Source organism: Thermobifida alba (assembly GCF_023208015.1).
Classification (GTDB): domain Bacteria; phylum Actinomycetota; class Actinomycetes; order Streptosporangiales; family Streptosporangiaceae; genus Thermobifida; species Thermobifida alba.
Window position 1 is genome coordinate 20,409 of record NZ_CP051627.1, and the last position, 15,702, is coordinate 36,110.

The window sequence follows — 15,702 nt, forward strand, 5'->3', positions numbered from 1 at the left end:
CGCGGAATCGGGCTGTTCGAGAGGCGGGAGCGGCCTCTCGCCACGGAAGTCCGCTCTCGACATCGACCCCTCCTGTGTTAGAACATGTGTTCTAGACTGGTTCCGTTGGTGGAGTGCGACCAGGGAAGGAGTGGCTCCGATGGCGGAATTCGCTGTCCAGGGGAAACGCTCTAACCTGGGGGATATGCGGCGCAGTGAAGAACGGGTCGCCCTGCTCGCCCTTCTGCTGGGCAGGGGCAGCGGGTGGTCGGGAATCGTCGAGGACATCCTCGACACCGACAGCGTCTGGACGGTCCTGGAGAAAACCCTCGGCTCCCGGGATGTCCTCTTCGACGTCGCAGACGATCCCGTCGAGCAGGCGATGTCCCGGGCCCGCGCCCTCCTGGAACACTGCGAGTCCCGCGGCATCGGCGTCCGTGCCTTCTGGGAGGACGACTACCCCGCCGCACTCCGCGAGATCCACGAAATGCCCCCGGTGGTGTTCACCAGAGGCGAGCAGGCTGACGACCGACGCGCCATCGCCGTCGTCGGCTCGCGCAGGGCCTCCCCGCGCGGCCTGGAGATCGCGGGCAACATCGCCGAAGCGCTCGTGGACCGGGAAGTGACGGTCGTCAGCGGCCTCGCGGCGGGGATCGACACGGCCGCGCACACCGCGGCACTGCGACAGCGCGGACGGACCGTGGCCGTCATCGGGACCGGGATCAACCGCTACTACCCCTGGGAGAACCGGGAACTCCAAGACGAGATCGCCGCACGGGGAATGGTGCTCAGCCAGTTCCTGCCCGACGCGCCGCCCACCCGGCAGAGCTTCCCGATGCGCAACGCGGTGATGAGCGGCTACGCCGCCGCCACCATCGTCGTCGAGGCCGGAGAGCACAGCGGTGCGCGCATCCAGGCGCGGTACGCCCTCAAACACGGACGGCCGGTGATCTTCCCCCGGGAACTCCTGGCCAACCAGTGGGCGCGCGACTACGCCGAACGCCCCGGAGTGTACGTCGTGGCGGGGATGGCGGACCTGATGGAGATCGTGGACGACATCCTCGCCGAGTCCACCATGACGGTCGACGAACTCGTCGCTTCCCTGGAAGCAGCAGAACTTGGCTGGTGAGGTACGCCGCCACCAGATAGCCAACCGGGTAGCAGTCCAGCTCAACTACCTGAACGCCGGACCCCGCCACGGAGAGGGCGTCTGCCGGACCTGCTTCGGCGCGACCACGAGCCCCTGGTACCAGCACTGCTACCAGTGCGAGAAGATCCAGCGCAGGGCGCACGGACTCCTCGCCGACCTGGTCGTCCCGATCACCTACCGCAACGGGCACGAAGGACAGCACAGCCGCGACCTGCGGATGTACAAGAAGAATCCGGCGAGCGAAGCGGCCCGCAAGAACCTCGCCGTGCTGTTCCGGGACTTCTGCGTGCGACACATCCGCTGCGTCAAGAAGACGGCCGGAGTCGCGTCGTTCACCCACGTGGCCTTCGTGCCCAGCACCAAGAACCCCGGCCAGGCCCATCCGCTGCAGACCCTGCTCGCGCCGACGGTCCGGAGCCTCCGAAGAATCGATCTCGGAGTCAATCGCGACGTCTCGCCCGGAGCACGGGAGTTCCACCAGGAATGGTTCCTCCTCGACGAGATCCCGGACCCCGGCCGCAGACCGCCGTCCTCCTCGTCGACGACACGTGGGTGAGCGGCGCCCGGGCCCAGTCAGCGGCCCACAGGCTCAAACAGGCCGGAGCCCACAAGGTCGTCACGGTGGTGCTCGCCCGACAACTCGAACCGAGCTTCCCGCCGGCACAGCCACTGGTCAACCGCATCACCCGCGACCCGTTCGACCCCACCACCTGCGCCGTCCACGAAGAGGACGCGGCAGGAGGCCCGTCGGTCGCGGTCGCGGACCGGCCGGGGCGGTCGTGACCCCGAGAAGCGGGACCGGGGAGAGCACCGCCCGGCATCGACGCCGTCGACGGCTCCGGACCGCCACCGGATGAATCCGCTGTCCGGAGGCCCTGCCGGGCAGCCGTGCCCGCATGGGCTCACCCCAGGTCCACCTCGCCGCGCAGGAACTGGACGTACCGGTCGGCGCAGGACTCCAGGACCCGCTTGGCGTCGCGGCGCAGCACCGGCAGCCACCAGCCGCCGTAGATCCGGTCGAACCGGTACGGGCGCAGCGCCGCCACGATGCCGCGCACCCAGCGTTCCGGCAGCGGCAGCCGGTTCGGCGCGCTCCACATGAAGGTGACGCGGTCCTCCCCGGGGGTGACCATGACCGTGTCGCCGACCAGCAGCACCCCGGCGCCGTCCGCGCCGTCGGCCCAGTGCAGGGCGGCGCTGCCGGGAAAGTGCCCGCCGCACTGCACCAGCGTCACACCGGGCAGCACCGGCAGCGTGCCCGACCAGGTGCGCACGGCCGACGACGGCCGCTGGAGCCAGTGCGCGTCCGCCTCGGGCAGCAGGATCTCGGCGTCGAAGGCGTCACTCCAGTCGACGATCGCCCCGTACATGTGGGGGTGGCTGGCGGTGACGGCCCGCAGCCCGCCCGCGTCCCGCACCGCCCGGACCGCCTCCTCGTCGAGGAAGGCGGGCGGGTCCCACAGCAGGTTGCCCTCCGCGGTGCGCACCAGCAGACCGCGCTGGCCGACGCCGATGTGCTGGCGCACCCCGATGCCGAGCAGGCCGGGCTCCACCTCGCGGACCTCGGTCGCATACCCGTCCGCGGCCAGACCGGCGAGGGTCGCCCACCGCTGGCCGGTCGGCGGCACCCACTGGCGTTCGTCCGTGCAGAACCGGCAGGAGGCGGGCGGCTCCTCGGCGGCGGGGTAGTGGCCCCCGCAGGTCAGGCAGATCCACGGCGAACGGTCCACGGCGCATCCCCTTCTCAGGTCCCGGAGTTCGAGTACACACGGGGATGGTCGCACCCCCGCGCCCCGGAGGCCAGGAAGCCGGGCACGGGAGTCAGCGCCGCCGGCGGTCGTCCGGGGCGTCCGGCGGCGCCTGCCGGTCCGTGTCCCGCGGCGGCTGCGGCGGGGCGCTCTGCGGCCTGCCGCGTTTGCGGCTGGCCTGGTACTGGTTGGCGTAGAGGTTCTTGGCGGTGCGGTTCACGTCGTCGGTACCGGCCTGCGCGGCCAGCGCGTCCAGGTCCGCGACCTGGGCACGCAGCTCCCCCGACGGGTCCAGGGGGAGGGCGGCGGCGAGCGAACCGCTGGCCGCGGACAGGATGCCGGTGGCGGTCTCGCGGTCGCCGCGGCGCATCGCCTCGGCGGCGCGGCGCTTGGCGGTCTGCGCCTCCTGGTAGGCCAGCTCGGTGCGCACCTCCGGACGGGGCACCCGGCCCGCGGCGTCGTCGCCGGGAACCACGTTCACCGACACCGGCAGCGACACCGTGTACGTGGTCAGCGACACCGGCTCCACGTAGCCGACCTCCACCTCCGCCACCTGCGCGGGGCCGAGCGCGGCCACCCGGGGAACGTCCACGCGCAGCAGCAGCTTGCGCTGCTCTCCGGAGTAGAAGTCGCCGAGCTCCACCATGACCGTCCCGTCGGACAGGCGCGTCGACGGCAGTTCACCGACCACGGACACCGCCCGCGCCGCGCCCACCGGACGCACCCGCAGCGACGCCGCCTGCACGGTCTTGGCGAGCAGGTTCTCCACCTCGCCCGCGATGAGCGCGCCCGCGGTGTCGGGGTCCTCGGCGAACAGCGCGCTGCCGGTCCCGCCGTCGGAGATCGCGCCCAGCAGCTCCTCGTCGTAGCCCAGGCCGTAGCCGAGCGTGGTGGTCGCCACCCCGTGGCCGTGGGCCGACCGGGCGATCCCGGCGAGCCGCTGGTGGTCGGTGACGCCCTGGTTGGCGTGCCCGTCGGAGACGAGCAGCAGCGTGGCGCCCTGGTCCCCGGAGACCCGCCGCGCCTCCTGGATGCCGCGCAGCAGACCGCTGGACAGGTCGGTCAGCCCGCCCGGCCGCAGGCCGCGGATGCGTTCCCGGACCGCGGCCTTGTCGGTCAGCGGGGCGGCCGCGACCTCCACCCGCGCGGTGTTGTCGAAGGTGACCAGCCCGAAGTGGTCGGTCGGGTCGAGCCGGTCCACCAGGCTCAGCAGCGCGCGGATCGCCCCCTCCAGGCGCTCCCCGGCCATCGAGCCGCTGCGGTCCAGCACGACCTGCAGGGTCGCGGGCGGGCGGTTCGCGCCGGGCTGCTCCGGCGCGGTGACGTCGAGCAGGACGTGCACCGTGTCGGCGGAGTCCACCGGGACGGCGTCGAATTCCAACAGGGCCGAGACGTGCATGGGGGTTCCTCCGGTCGGGCGGGGAAACACAGCATGGGCCATGCGGGCTTCCCCTCCAAGGGAGGAGGACGAGGTTGGCCGATGTCGGCCAGGCCGGTGTGGGAGGGCGCCGACGGTGCGGGACCGGTCGCCCGATGCAGCGGCCCCGCCCCCCGGCCGTTATCTGTGCGAAGGCGGCCGCCACCACCGCCTCAGTCCAGCGGCAGCTCCAACTGCCCGTCCAGCGGTGGTGGTGTGCGGGCGCCCTCGGGGACCGGGAGGACGCCCGCCGCGGTCAGGTCGGCGACCGTGACCAGCGGTCCGCCCCGGACACGGCCCAGCAGGTCCGCCTGGCGGGGTTCGAGGCGGACCAGGCGGGTCAGCACGGTCAGCAGCTCCAGCAACTCCCCGGTGCGGCGCGGGCTCCAGCGGTCGGGGCGGACGCGGTCCAGCGGGGAGAGGCGCCCGCCGTGCGGGAAGCGGCGGCGGGCGCCGAACCAGCTGCGGACCACAGGCACACCGCCCACGTCGTAACGCCACACCTCGGGGCGGACCCGGGCGATGACGCCGCCGCCCACGCGCAGCCGGTGCCCTCCCACCCCGGTGTCGCCGTCGTACCGGACCCGGTCGGGGAAGGCGGCGGGGGAGTCGGGGACCGCCACGGCCACCTCCGGGCGTTCGCCCTCCGGCAGGACGGGCGGGCCCGGCGGGCGTCCCGCCTCCGGGTCGGTGAACCGCTGCCCGAAGGTGTGCAGCCACACCACCTCGCGGCCGAGCGCGACGGCCTCCGCCCACAGCCGCGCGTCGGCGGTCAGCGGCACCCGGACGCCGGACACCGCCAGCCGGTCGCGGAACGCGGCGGAGTAACCGGGGTGGGCGACCACCGCCGCGAGGTAGGCGACCAGGTCCGCCGGGGAGACCGGGAGCCCCAGCCGGTCGGCCAGGTACGGCAGCAGGCCCGGCGTCAGGTTGGGGACGCCGCCCTCGGGGTCGCGGTACAGCGGCAGTACCCGGCCGCCCCGGCCGTTGAAGCAGTCCGCGTCCGGAACCAGGGAACTGAAGAGCAGGCCCGGGCCGGTGGTGCACGGGTGGGCGTGCTGCTCCACCACGTAGACCTGCCGGGGACCGGCGACCTGCCACAGGTGGGGGCGCGGCCGGTCCAGGCAGTGCTCTTCGGTGAGCAGGTACCGGCGGTCGAAGGCCCGGTGCAGGACCGGGCTGATGGCCGGGGAGTCCGCCGGTCGCCTCGGTGCGCCGGGGCGGGGCGGCGCCTCGTCCGTCCGCAGCAGCAGGTCCCGCTGCCCGGGCGGGGCCGAGGCCAGCCGCTGCCACCGGCGCCGCAGCGTCCGCTCCTCCGGCGCGCACACCCACGCCCGGCGTGCCGCCACACCGGGCTGGTGCCACGGCAGCAGGTCGTCCAAGGTCGGCAGCGACCGCCATTCCGGCGGCTTCGGGGCGGGCCGGGCCGACGGCCGCTCCCCCGGGGTCCGGCCGGTGGTCTCGTCCGGGGGGACGGCCGGTCGGGGAACGCGCGGTTGCCCCCGGTCGGAGGGCTCGGAGTCCGTCCCGCCGCGGGGACGCCGCAGCAGGACGGACGCGGTGCGGTCACCGCCGCGCCCGTCGTCCGGCCGCCACGACAGGAATTCCCGGAACAGCAGTTCGAGTTCCGCACCGGGAATCCGCTCCGCCGACGCACCGAGGAATTGCGGGAGGAGCACCGTCCGCCCCCGTTGCGTTCCGTGGTGGAAAAGTGACCATTCGGAGCCGCTGGTGCAGAGAACATTGGGCAGATCCCGGAATGCCTCCCACCCGTCCCGGCCGTTCTCGTTCGCGGGAGCGTCAGGTGGAACGGGACTTCCGGGAGAGCGGATTTCCACGTACCCGATGCGGTGCTCCGGACCGCTGGAAACACCGTCGGCGTACACCCCGAAAACCGGTCGTGTTCCCGACTGGGCGGGGCGGACCTCCTCGTGCAGGACGACGGGAACCCCCAGCAGTGCGCCCATGCTCCGCAGGAGCGTCCGCAGCGGCTCACGCAGCAGACCCTCGCCGCGGAAGGCGAACCCCGGGGATTCGGAAGTGTCCAGAAGGAAATTGGTGACGATCCGTTCGGTGAATTTTCGGTTCCTCGGCGGCTGTCCGTGGGCCTGGGGTGCTCCGTGGGTGAGAGCGGTCATCACGTCTCCGAGGTTCAGGACCGTTCCGACAATTCCAGGAGACGCTTTTCCGAGGAGTTCCGTCAATAGTTTTTGTTCGAGGACGGAAAAAAGAGGGAGCCGTCCGGGGCGCTGCCCGGCGCCGCGGTCGGAGCAACCGGACTGAGGTCCGAGCGGCACCACCAAGACGATGATCTTGACACCAGCGGGGTCACAAGCGCAGATTATGGGTCATTTCTGTCAAGATCATGGTCATGTCGGGGAGGGCGGTCGGGTGACCGGTCTGCTTCGGCCGCGAGGCGCGGCAGCCTTGAGCGCCGCTCCGGTCCTGGAGGGGTTGTCGTCCTCCCGCAGCGCTTTACGTTCCCAGCCCCGCGAGGCTTCGCCCCCGGGTGCCCGTCGCTTGGCCGTCCCTCCGGCACCCGAGGGCTGGGGTAGGGCTGCCGGGCCTCCCGGCCGAAGCAGACCTACTGGTTCGGCCGCGACCCGGACTCCGGTCCGTGGCCACCCGCTGACCCGCGTGCACGCACCAGTTGACACCAAGCGCCGGTAACACCCCGCTCCCGTCAAGATCATGAAGTGTCAGACCCCCGGCGTAGTGTCGCCCCATGACCAACACCGACACACGGCGACTCGTCCTGCTGGACGCCCCCTCCAACCTGGGCCTGCGGCCGCCGGTCGAGGGCGCGGTCCCCGGGTGCTACAAGGCGCCGGGGGCGCTGCGCGACACCGGCCTGCTCGCCAGGTTGGGCGCGGAGGAGGGCGGCGTGGTCACCCCGCCGCGCTATGTCGCGACGTGGCAGCCCGGCGACGGGGTCCGCAACGCCGCGGCCATCGCCGCCTACACCCGTGCGCTCGCAGAGCGGATCGGCGCGGTCCGCGAGCGCGGCGGCTTCCCCGTGGTCCTCGGCGGCGAGTGCTCGATCGTGCTCGGCGGCGCGCTGGCGCTGCGCCGGACCGGCCGCTACGGGCTGGCCTACCTCGACGCGCACGACGACTTCCGCCACCTGGGCAACGCCCCGCACGTGGGCTCCGCGGGGGGCGAGGCCGTCGCGCTGGCCACCGGACGCGGCGCCGACGAGTTGGCCGACATCGACGGGCTGCGGCCCTACGTGCGCGACGAGGACGTGGTGGTGCTCGGCGCCCGCGAGCACGAGACGGTCAACGTCCTCGCGGAGGGCATCCGGGCGGTCAGCAGCCGGCAGATCCTGCGGGACGGCCCCGCCGCGGCGTGCGACCCGGCCCGCCAGGTGCTCGACCGCCCCGACCTGGACGGGTTCTGGGTGCACGTCGACATCGACGTGCTCGACCCGTCCGTCGTGTCGGCCGTGGACAGCCCCGACCCGGAGGGACTCGACGCCGACACCCTCGTGGAGATCCTGCGCGACCTGCTGTCCCTGCCCGGCGCGGCGGGTTTCGAGCTGACCGTGTTCGACCCCGACCTCGACCCGGACGGTGCCCAGGCCGCCCTGGTCGCCGACATCGTCGCGCGTACGCTCCACCGCTGAACAGGACGGCGCGTCCTCGGCGCGGTGCCCGCGGCGAGGACGCGGGGGTCAGGTCGCCGGGCAGGGCGCCTCGGCTGCTGCGGCCTCGGGGACCGGCACACGTCCCGGTCGCCGCAGCAGAACCGCGACGAGCGCGAACGCCGCGGCCAGCAGGCCCGAGCCGACCCCGAAGGCGAGCGTGTAGCCGCCGGTCAGCGCCTGCGCCTCGGGCTGTCCAGTGGCGAGCAGGGCATCGGCGCGCGCGGCGGCCAGCGTGGACAGCACCGCGACGCCGAGCGCGCCGCCGACCTGCTGGGTAGTGGTGAACAGCCCGGAGACCGCTCCCGCGTCCTCGGGGGTGGCCCCGGACATGCCCAGGGCGGTGAGTGCGGGAAGAGCCAGGCCGAAGCCGCCCGCGAGCAGCATCGTCGGCAGCACGTGCGTGACGTATCCGGCGTCCGCGGTCAGGCGGGTGAGCAGTCCGACCGCCACGGCCAGCAGCCCCAGACCGGTGAGCAGTACGGTCCGCTCGCCGAGACGCGCGACGAGGCGGGAGGACAGGCCCAGCGAGACGACCGCGATCACCACGGCGGCCGGGAGCATCGCCGCTCCGGTGGCCAGCGCCCCGTAGCCGAGCACGTTCTGCAGGTACAGGGCGATGAGGATCTGGAATCCGAACGTCGCGGAGACCAGCAGCACCTGCACGAGGTTGGCGGCGAGGACCGCGCGCACCGCGAGCACGCGCGGCGGCAGCAGCGGGGTGGCCGCCCGCGTCTGGCGGACGACGAACGCGGCGAGCAGCGCGGCCGCGAGGACGCCGCCGCCGACCGTGCGCGCCGAGGCCCAGCCGTGCTGGTCGGTGGCGACGATCGTGGCGACGCCGAGCATCAGGCCGGCGGTGGCCAGGACCGCGCCGAGCGCGTCGGCTCCCGTCCGCAGGCCCGGCCCGCGGTCGTCGGCGAGCACCCGCACGGCCGCGAACGCGGCCGCCAGGCCGAACGGCAGGTTGACGAGGAAGATCCAGGGCCAGCCGAACGCGTCGGTGAGGACACCGCCGAGGACCTGGCCGAGGGAGGCTCCGGCGGCTCCGACGAAACTGAAGACGCCGAGCGCCTTCGCGCGCTCACCCGGTTCGGGGAAGAGCGTGGCGATCATGCCCAGACTCACCGCCGAGACCGCGGCGCCGCCGACACCCTGCAGGAAGCGCGCGGCGATCAGCATCTCCTGGCCGGTGGCGAGGCCGCACAGCAGCGACGCGGCGGTGAACACCAGCAGGCCCGCCACGAGCACGCGTCTGCGGCCGAGCAGGTCGCCGAGGCGTCCGGCGAGCAGCAGCAGGCCGCCGAACGCGATCAGGTAGGCGTTGACGGTCCAGGTGAGGTCGGCGGGGGAGAAGCCCAGGCCGTGCTGGATCTGCGGCAGCGCCACGGTGACGATGCTGCCGTCGAGGATGATCATCAGCGTTCCCGCGCACAGTACGGCCAGTGCCAGCCGGCGGGAACGGGGCGGGGAGGAGGGGTGGGACATGGCGGTCTCTCTCTGTCGGTGGACGACAGAGAGAGGCCATAGCAGATTGTTTTTTTGTAGACGATATGCTTTGGATCTAAGTTCGGCGCTGGCGGCTCCGCCGTACCGGTTTCGGTGACTCCACCGGCGTGGCCAGGTGCCCCTCGGCCAGACCGGTGAGCGCGGCCAGGAACACACCCCGCTGCTCCTCGGGCAGCGCGTCGAGGACCTCGCGGTGCACCCGGTCGGCGATCTCGGTGCCCAGGGCGGCCAACCGCTCCCCCTCGGGAGTGACGTGGATGATCCGCGCCCGCCGGTCCCGGCTCGACGGGCGGCGCTCGGCGAGCCCCGCCTTCTCCAGTTCGTCGACGGTGACCACCATCGTGGTCTTGTCCAGATCGGAGATCTCGGCCAGTTCGATCTGGGTGCGCTCGGCCTCCATGGCGTGGAACAGCACGCAGTAGGCGCGCGGCGTGATCCCGATCTCGGCGAAGGCCGCCGCCATCCGGGTCGCCAGCACGCGACCGGTGTGGGAGAGCAGGTAGGACAGGTCCGCGACGGTCCGGGTGGGCACGCTCATGGTCATACGACGAGCCTAGCAACCAGGTCTTTTCCGGATTGTCCGGTGAACGGACCATCCTCTTCCGCCCCTTCCGCGGATGCTCCCGTGTCCCCCGGGTAGTGGCGCGTCCACCACAACCGTCGACCCCCCAGGAGGAACAGTGCGCGGTCTGGCAACACTCATCGTCCTCGTGTGGCTGGCCATCGGAGCCCTGGCGGCCTGGCAGCGCGGCTACTTCAGCACCTCCGAGCAGAACTGCGCGTCGATCGGCACCACCTTCGTCACCGTCGTCGCGGGCCCGCTCAACTACATGGGGGCCAACCCCCAGGTCGACTGCGGAGACCTGCCCGAACCGTCGGAGTGAGCGGCCGCGGTGCGGCGGGAGACCGCTCCGGGCGGACCCGCCCCTGACCCGTCGCCCCGCGACCACACTGCCGGGAGTGGTCCGGAGACGGTGCCGATCGCGGGGAAGCAGGCGCCCGGTGGGGGAGGGAGGCCCGGGGCCGCGAGCACGGTGGACAGGACAGGGGCAACCGCGGACCGGCCGCGAGGGGCCTGCCCGAGCCGCCGGGGGGCCGCTCGGCCCCGACGGGATGGGCAAGGGGAAGGCCCCGGCGGAGCCGGACGGCCCCCGTGATAGCTTGCCACTGCCAGTCAACCCACGGTTGGGCCAGGGAATCCGGTGCGAATCCGGAGCTGACGCGCAGCGGTGTGGGGGACGGGCGGGACATCGGCCACTGGAGCGGTCTCTGGGAAGGCGTCCCGCTCGGATGAACCCGAGCCCGAAGACCTGCTGGCACCCTCCGGCCGCCCGCGCGGCGGACGGAGACCGAACAGCCGCCAGGCTCCGCGCACGAGCCTCACGCACAGAGGAACAGCCATGCCCTCACCGCGACGTGTCCTGTCCGCGCTCGCCCTGCCTCCCCTGCTCCTGCTCGCCGCGTGCGGCACGGAAGCGACCGAAGCCCCCGCCGGCACCGCCGAGGGCTACCCCAGGACCATCGAGAACTGCGGTCGGGAAGTCACCGTCGAAGCCCCGCCCGAGCGGGCGGTCTCCCTCAACCAGGGCTCCACCGAGATCCTGCTCTCCCTCGGCCTGGCCGACCGCATGGTGGGGACCGCGACCTGGACCGACCCGGTCGCCGAGGGACTGGAGGAGGCCAACACCACCGTCCCCCGACTGGCGGACAACGCGCCGTCGTTCGAGCGGGTCCTGGCGGAGGAGCCCGACTTCGTCTCCGCGTCGTTCGTCTCCACCCTCAGCGAGGGCGGGGTCGCCACGCGCGAGGACTTCGAGAACCTCGGGGTGCCCACCTACCTGTCCCCGGCCGACTGCGTCAAGTCCAACGAGGGCGCCGGTGACGGCGTCCGCGAGGAACCGCTGGCGCTGGACACCGTCTACGGGGAGGTGCGCGACCTCGCGACGGTCTTCGGGGTCGAGGAACGCGGGGAGGAACTCGTCGCCGAACTCCAAGAACGCGTCGACACCGCCACCTCCGGCATCGACGCCTCCGGGGTCACCGTCCTCTACTGGTTCGCCAACTCCGAATCCCCCTACATGGCGGGCTGCTGCGGCGCCCCCGGCATCATCACCGAGGCGGTCGGCGCCGAGAACGTCTTCGACGACACCCACGCCGAGTGGCCCCAGATCAACTGGGAGACCGTCGCCGACCGCAACCCGGACGTCCTCGTCATCGGCGACCTCACCCGCGAGAGCCAGACCGCAGAGACGGCGGAGGCCAAGATCCGCTTCCTGGAGGGCAACCCGGTCACCCGGCACATGGACGCGGTCCGCAACGAGCGCTACATCCTGCTCAGCGGCGCCGCCATGAACCCGTCGATCCGCACCGTCGAGGGAATCGAGAAGGTCGCCCAGGGCCTGCGCGACCTCGGCCTCGCGGACTGACCCGGTGGCCAGGCTCGGACCCCGGGGGGTTCTGCTGCTGTGGGCGGGCGGTCTCGCCCTGCTCGCGCTCTCCGTCGCCGCGGCGATCACGATCGGCCCCGCCGACATCGCCGTCCGCGACGTCTGGGCGGTCGTCGTCTCCCGGCTCGGCGGGGGCGAGTCCTCCCTCACCCCCATCCGCGAGGGGATCATCTGGGACCTGCGGCTGCCCCGCACCCTGCTCGCCGCGGTGTGCGGGGCGGGGCTGGGACTGTGCGGAGCCGTCCTGCAGTCCCTGCTGCGCAACCCGCTCGCCGACCCCTTCCTGCTCGGTGTCTCCTCGGGCGCCTCGACAGGGGCGGTCCTGGTGGTGGTCCTCGGAGTGGGCGGCGGGGCGGTGTCGCTGTCCGTGGGCGCCTTCGCGGGAGCGCTGTGCTCCTTCGCCTGCGTGCTGCTGCTCGGCTACGCCTCCGGCGGCACCACCGACCGCCTCGTCCTCTCCGGGGTCGCCGCCATGCAGTTGTTCTCGGCGTTGACGTCGTTCATCGTGATCTCCTCCGCCGACGCCGAGCAGACCCGCGGCGTGCTGTTCTGGCTGCTGGGCTCGCTCAGCGGCGCGAACTGGAACGACGTCATCACGGGCGCCGCCGTCCTGGGCGCGGTGCTGGCCGTGGCCGTCTACACCGCCACCGCGCTGGACGCGTTCGCCTTCGGCAGCGACGCGGCGGCCTCCCTCGGGGTCTCCGTCACCCGCGTCCGGCTGCTGCTGCTCACCGCCACCGCCCTGCTGACCGCGGTGCTGGTGAGCGTGGCCGGAGCGATCGGGTTCGTGGGGCTGGTGCTGCCGCACGCCGTGCGCGCCGTCGTCGGTTCCGGGCACCGGCGCCTGCTGCCCACCACCGCCCTGGCGGGAGCGGTCTTCCTGGTGTGGGTCGACACCGTCGCCCGTACCGCGATGGACCCGCAGGAGATCCCCGTGGGGGTGGTGACCTCACTGGTCGGGGTGCCCGCCTTCGCGGTCGTCCTCTACCGGGTGCGGAGGGGAACGTGAACGTGCCGAAGGAGGTGACGGCGTGGGACTGAGCGCCGAGAACGTCTCGTGGACGGCAGGCGGCAGGATCATCGTCGACGGGGTCAGCCTCGAACCCCGCCCGGGTGAGACCCTGGGGCTGCTCGGCCCCAACGGTTCGGGCAAGTCGACGCTGCTGCGCCTGCTCGCCGGAGTGCGGCCGACGTCGTCAGGGGTCGTCCGGCTCGACGGGAACCCCCTGAGGGAACTGGGCCGCAGGGCTGTCGCGCGGCGCGTCGCCGTCGTCGAACAGCACGCCACCACCCAGGTCCACATGACCGTCCTCGACGTGGTGCGCCTGGGGCGGACTCCCCACCGGCGCCCCTGGGGGGTCCCTTCCGCCAGGGACGAGGAGGCGGTGCGCGAGGCCATCCGGCGGACCCGTCTGGAGGAGCGGGCCGAACAGTCCTGGCACACGCTCTCCGGCGGAGAGCGCCAGCGGGTGCAGATCGCCCGGGCCCTCGCCCAGCAGCCGCGCGAACTGCTGCTGGACGAGCCGACCAACCACCTGGACATCCAGCACCAACTGGAGTTGCTCGCGCTCGTCGCGCGGCTGCCGCTCACCAGCGTGGTCGCGCTGCACGACCTCAACCTCGCGGCGATGTTCTGCGACCACCTGCTGGTCCTCAAGCACGGCCGCGCCGTCGCGGCGGGCACGCCCGGGCAGGTGCTCACCGAGGAGCTGATCGCCGACGTCTACGGCGTCCGGACCGTGGTGACCCGCGACGGGCCGGACGGCAGGCCCTCCGTTCGGTTCCTGCCCCCGGTGCCGGACGCGCCGACGCCGCCGCAAACGGGCACGGTCGGGGGCTTCTCGTCCGCCACGGGGTGACGGCGGCGGGAGTCCTCCGCCGAGGACTCCCGCCCGCGGCGGTCCTGTCGAGTGGCGCCACCTGCGGGAGGACGGTCGGGTGTGACGGTCCCGTCACGGAAAAGAGTTTTCCGTACTGTTATGTCTTGATTACGCAGAGCTTACGGTCCTACTATCCCAGCGGGAGCACACCACCGAAAACCCCGCTTCGGAGGAGGTCCCTTGCCTTCCGCAGGACAGATCCGACGCCGCCTCGGGCGGCGCGCACTCGTCGTGGCCTCGGCGGCCACGCTGCTGCTCTCCACCGTCATGGTCGGCACCGCGTCCGCGCACGGCTCCACCATCGACCCGCCGTCCCGCAACTACGGCTGCTGGGAGCGGTGGGGCAGCGACTTCCAGTCGCCCGACATGGCCACCGAGGACCCCATGTGCTGGCAGGCCTGGCAGGCCGACACCACCGCCATGTGGAACTGGAACGGCCTGTACCGCGAGCACGTCGCGGGCAACCACCAGGCCGCCATCCCCGACGGACAACTGTGCAGCGCGGGCCGCACCGGCGGCGACCGCTACGCCGCACTCGACGTGCCCGGTGAGTGGCACGCCACCGAGGTCGACAACGACTTCACCGTCACCGTGCACGACCAGGCCCACCACGGCGCCGACTACATCCGGATCTACGTCACCGAGCAGGGCTACGACCCCGTCACCGAACCGCTCGGCTGGGACGACCTGGAACTCGTCGCCGACACCGGCCTCCTCGCGCCCGGCGAGGGACGCCCCGAGAACAGCTACCCCCTCAACGGGGTGTCCATCGACATCGACGTACACGCCCCCGGACGCACCGGCCGCCACGTCGTCTACATGATCTGGAAGGCCAGCCACTACGACCAGACGTTCTACGCCTGCAGTGACGTGGTCTTCCCCGGCTGATCCCCGGGCAAGCCGCCGCGCGGCCCCCGTTCGGGTCTTTCCCCACGGCGAACGGGGCCGCGCGGCCCTCACCCCAGGAGGGTGGCGCCGTTGACCACGAGCAGGTCGGCGACCAGGCGGCACACCCGCCCGTCGGCGTCCCGGCCCGCCCACACCGGGTAGCTGCCGTCCCCCCCATCCCGAGGAGAACGCGACGAGGTTCGCGCCGCTGTCCGGGTCGGTGATGCTGAGCGTCCGCTCGCCCTGCACCTCGATTCCCTCGGGGTTGTCTCCGAGGAAGACGTCCGTGTACCGGTCGAAGTCCTCCATCAGCTTCAGGAAGTGGGGCAGGGCGGCGGCGTCGAAGAAGCAGCCGATGCCGCCGTCCACACCGAACCCGAAGAACTCGCCGTCGTCGAGCCGCCTCGGGTCCTGCCCCGGCAGCGTCGCCGGCTCCCACGAGGCCACGGGGACGTCGGCGAACACCACCCGCGCGGCGGCGGCGCGCACGTGCGTGGGATCGTCGTCGAACCGGACCGCCGACAGCGCCACCGGGTGGTCGCCGACCGGGACGGGCACGGTGTAGGGCTCGGTCCTCTCCCAGACGCTCGTCGGGTCGCAGGCGACGACGCGGCCGGTGGGAAGCCGCAGCACGCCCGCGTCGTGCACCTCGACGCGCGCGGTCCGCCCCGTCCAGTGGCCGGACCGGAACACCGCCCCCGGTCGGAACAGGGCGTCGGCGTGCTCGAACCGCAGCGGCCGCGGGGGAGACCAGGGCGCCTCGACCGGGGCGTCCTCCGCCGCCGCCTCCGTCAGGGCGGGCGGGGATACCACGGCGGGGTGCAGCATCGCCAGGTCCGCCCAGTCCCCGAAGGCCGGGGTGCGACGGTGGACCGTGCTGTCGGGGTTGCGGTCCCGGTCCTGCCGGAAGCTGCCCCGCTCACCGTGCGGGCGGAGCAGTTGGGTGTGGGAGCCGTCCACCTCGTACTCCCGCTCCCGGTACCACGCCCCGTCGTGGAACTCGGGGTCCTCCTCGGCGTAGCGCCACTCGCGGCTGCGGAT

14 protein-coding genes, 2 pseudogenes and 1 riboswitch are annotated in these 15,702 nt (G+C 72.8%); of the genes and pseudogenes, 9 read left to right on the forward strand and 7 right to left on the reverse strand.

What is annotated here, in order from left to right; all coding sequences use genetic code 11:
* Positions 1–184: 184 nt before the first annotated feature.
* Genes FOF52_RS00070 through FOF52_RS00080 form a run of 3 tightly spaced genes read left to right on the forward strand, consistent with a single transcriptional unit; the run spans position 185 to position 1,912 of the window.
* Positions 185–1,108, forward strand: a complete 924-nt coding sequence (locus FOF52_RS00070) for a DNA-processing protein DprA (RefSeq protein WP_248591778.1) — start codon at positions 185–187, stop codon at positions 1,106–1,108.
* Positions 1,098–1,685, forward strand: coding sequence for a hypothetical protein (locus FOF52_RS00075; RefSeq protein ID WP_248591779.1), 588 nt, complete (start codon positions 1,098–1,100; stop codon positions 1,683–1,685). Before FOF52_RS00070 ends, FOF52_RS00075 begins: the two co-directional genes overlap by 11 nt.
* Positions 1,682–1,912 (forward strand): hypothetical protein, encoded by a 231-nt coding sequence (locus FOF52_RS00080; protein WP_248591780.1) that lies wholly within the window; start codon positions 1,682–1,684, stop codon positions 1,910–1,912. Before FOF52_RS00075 ends, FOF52_RS00080 begins: the two co-directional genes overlap by 4 nt.
* A 119-nt stretch (positions 1,913–2,031) precedes the next feature.
* Here the strand turns inward: FOF52_RS00080 and FOF52_RS00085 are convergent, their stop codons facing one another.
* The 3 genes from FOF52_RS00085 to FOF52_RS00095 form a co-directional block, all read right to left on the reverse strand.
* Positions 2,032–2,859 (reverse strand): MBL fold metallo-hydrolase, encoded by an 828-nt coding sequence (locus FOF52_RS00085; protein WP_248591781.1) that lies wholly within the window; start codon positions 2,857–2,859, stop codon positions 2,032–2,034.
* 91 nt (positions 2,860–2,950) lie between these two features.
* Positions 2,951–4,276 (reverse strand): vWA domain-containing protein, encoded by a 1,326-nt coding sequence (locus FOF52_RS00090; RefSeq protein WP_248591782.1) that lies wholly within the window; start codon positions 4,274–4,276, stop codon positions 2,951–2,953.
* A 191-nt stretch (positions 4,277–4,467) separates the two neighbouring features.
* Positions 4,468–5,973, reverse strand: coding sequence for a type ISP restriction/modification enzyme (locus FOF52_RS00095; protein WP_248591783.1), 1,506 nt, complete (start codon positions 5,971–5,973; stop codon positions 4,468–4,470).
* 1,046 nt (positions 5,974–7,019) lie between these two features.
* On the opposite strand from FOF52_RS00095, the gene FOF52_RS00100 reads away from it, so the two are divergent.
* Entirely contained in the window at positions 7,020–7,919 is a 900-nt protein-coding gene (locus FOF52_RS00100) for an arginase family protein (protein WP_248591784.1), read from the forward strand.
* A 48-nt stretch (positions 7,920–7,967) separates the two neighbouring features.
* Here FOF52_RS00100 and FOF52_RS00105 read toward each other — a convergent pair whose 3' ends face one another.
* Both FOF52_RS00105 and FOF52_RS00110 read right to left on the reverse strand, forming a co-directional pair.
* Positions 7,968–9,425: an MFS transporter gene (locus FOF52_RS00105; protein WP_248591785.1), complete on the reverse strand. Its 1,458-nt coding sequence runs from the start codon at positions 9,423–9,425 to the stop codon at positions 7,968–7,970.
* 76 nt (positions 9,426–9,501) lie between these two features.
* Positions 9,502–9,990 carry a MarR family winged helix-turn-helix transcriptional regulator gene (locus FOF52_RS00110; protein WP_248591786.1) on the reverse strand — a complete coding sequence of 163 codons (489 nt, stop codon included), beginning with the start codon at positions 9,988–9,990 and terminating at the stop codon, positions 9,502–9,504.
* Between the two features lie 136 nt (positions 9,991–10,126).
* Here FOF52_RS00110 and FOF52_RS00115 point away from each other — a divergent pair, with 136 nt between their 5' ends.
* From FOF52_RS00115 to FOF52_RS00135, 5 genes are all read left to right on the forward strand, one after another.
* Entirely contained in the window at positions 10,127–10,330 is a 204-nt protein-coding gene (locus tag FOF52_RS00115) for a hypothetical protein (protein WP_068753113.1), read from the forward strand.
* Between the two features lie 270 nt (positions 10,331–10,600).
* A riboswitch (cobalamin riboswitch) is annotated at positions 10,601–10,778 on the forward strand.
* 68 nt (positions 10,779–10,846) lie between these two features.
* Positions 10,847–11,872 carry an ABC transporter substrate-binding protein gene (locus FOF52_RS00120; protein WP_248591787.1) on the forward strand — a complete coding sequence of 342 codons (1,026 nt, stop codon included), beginning with the start codon at positions 10,847–10,849 and terminating at the stop codon, positions 11,870–11,872.
* A gap of 4 nt (positions 11,873–11,876) precedes the next feature.
* Positions 11,877–12,902 (forward strand): FecCD family ABC transporter permease, encoded by a 1,026-nt coding sequence (locus tag FOF52_RS00125; RefSeq protein WP_248591788.1) that lies wholly within the window; start codon positions 11,877–11,879, stop codon positions 12,900–12,902.
* Between the two features lie 22 nt (positions 12,903–12,924).
* Positions 12,925–13,752 (forward strand): ABC transporter ATP-binding protein, encoded by an 828-nt coding sequence (locus FOF52_RS00130; protein ID WP_248591789.1) that lies wholly within the window; start codon positions 12,925–12,927, stop codon positions 13,750–13,752.
* A gap of 201 nt (positions 13,753–13,953) precedes the next feature.
* Positions 13,954–14,661 (forward strand): lytic polysaccharide monooxygenase auxiliary activity family 9 protein, encoded by a 708-nt coding sequence (locus tag FOF52_RS00135; protein ID WP_232306521.1) that lies wholly within the window; start codon positions 13,954–13,956, stop codon positions 14,659–14,661.
* Positions 14,662–14,729: 68 nt separating this feature from the next.
* On the opposite strand, the pseudogene FOF52_RS22220 reads toward FOF52_RS00135, so the two are convergent.
* Together FOF52_RS22220 and FOF52_RS22070 are read right to left on the reverse strand one after the other, a co-directional pair.
* Positions 14,730–14,828, reverse strand: a pseudogene (locus FOF52_RS22220) (hypothetical protein); the annotation flags it as partial.
* A 16-nt stretch (positions 14,829–14,844) separates the two neighbouring features.
* Positions 14,845–15,489, reverse strand: a pseudogene (locus FOF52_RS22070) (DUF4241 domain-containing protein); the annotation flags it as partial.
* Positions 15,490–15,702 lie beyond the last annotated feature (213 nt).

Excerpts from the sequence above, each read along its gene's own strand:
- FOF52_RS00070 (WP_248591778.1), top strand. The coding sequence starts at position 185 with ATGCGGCGCAGTGAAGAACGGGTCGCCCTGCTCGCCCTTCTGCTGGGC.
- FOF52_RS00090 (WP_248591782.1), bottom strand. The coding sequence starts at position 4,276 with ATGCACGTCTCGGCCCTGTTGGAATTCGACGCCGTCCCGGTGGACTCC.
- FOF52_RS00100 (WP_248591784.1), top strand. The coding sequence starts at position 7,020 with ATGACCAACACCGACACACGGCGACTCGTCCTGCTGGACGCCCCCTCC.
- FOF52_RS00105 (WP_248591785.1), bottom strand. The coding sequence starts at position 9,425 with ATGTCCCACCCCTCCTCCCCGCCCCGTTCCCGCCGGCTGGCACTGGCC.
- FOF52_RS00110 (WP_248591786.1), bottom strand. The coding sequence starts at position 9,990 with ATGACCATGAGCGTGCCCACCCGGACCGTCGCGGACCTGTCCTACCTG.
- FOF52_RS00120 (WP_248591787.1), top strand. The coding sequence starts at position 10,847 with ATGCCCTCACCGCGACGTGTCCTGTCCGCGCTCGCCCTGCCTCCCCTG.